Below are 270 nucleotides of genomic sequence, written 5' to 3'. Positions count from 1 at the left end.
TGATAAACGCATATGCTGAATGATTATCTCGTTGCTTACGCAACCAAATATCTAATGTATGTCCCTCTGCATCAATGGCACGATATAAATAACTCCATTTTCCTTTTATTTTGATGTACGTCTCATCAATACGCCATTTGTAATAAGCTTTTTTATGCTTTTTCTTCCAAATTTGATATAAAATTGGGGCATATTCTTGAACCCAACGGTAGACCGTTGAATGATGAACGTTTACACCACGTTCCCTTAATATTTCAGATATATCACGAT

1 protein-coding gene is annotated in these 270 nt (G+C 34.4%); it reads right to left on the bottom strand.

The features are described 5' to 3' along the window. Nucleotides 1–270: IS6 family transposase (locus LQ615_RS13415; RefSeq protein WP_239706566.1), on the bottom strand; the 270-nt coding region annotated here is incomplete at both ends.

Origin of the sequence: Mammaliicoccus sp. C-M13 (assembly GCF_022386845.1) — a bacterium.
GTDB lineage: Bacteria > Bacillota > Bacilli > Staphylococcales > Staphylococcaceae > Mammaliicoccus > Mammaliicoccus lentus.
This window is presented reverse-complemented; position numbering and strand designations above follow the sequence as displayed.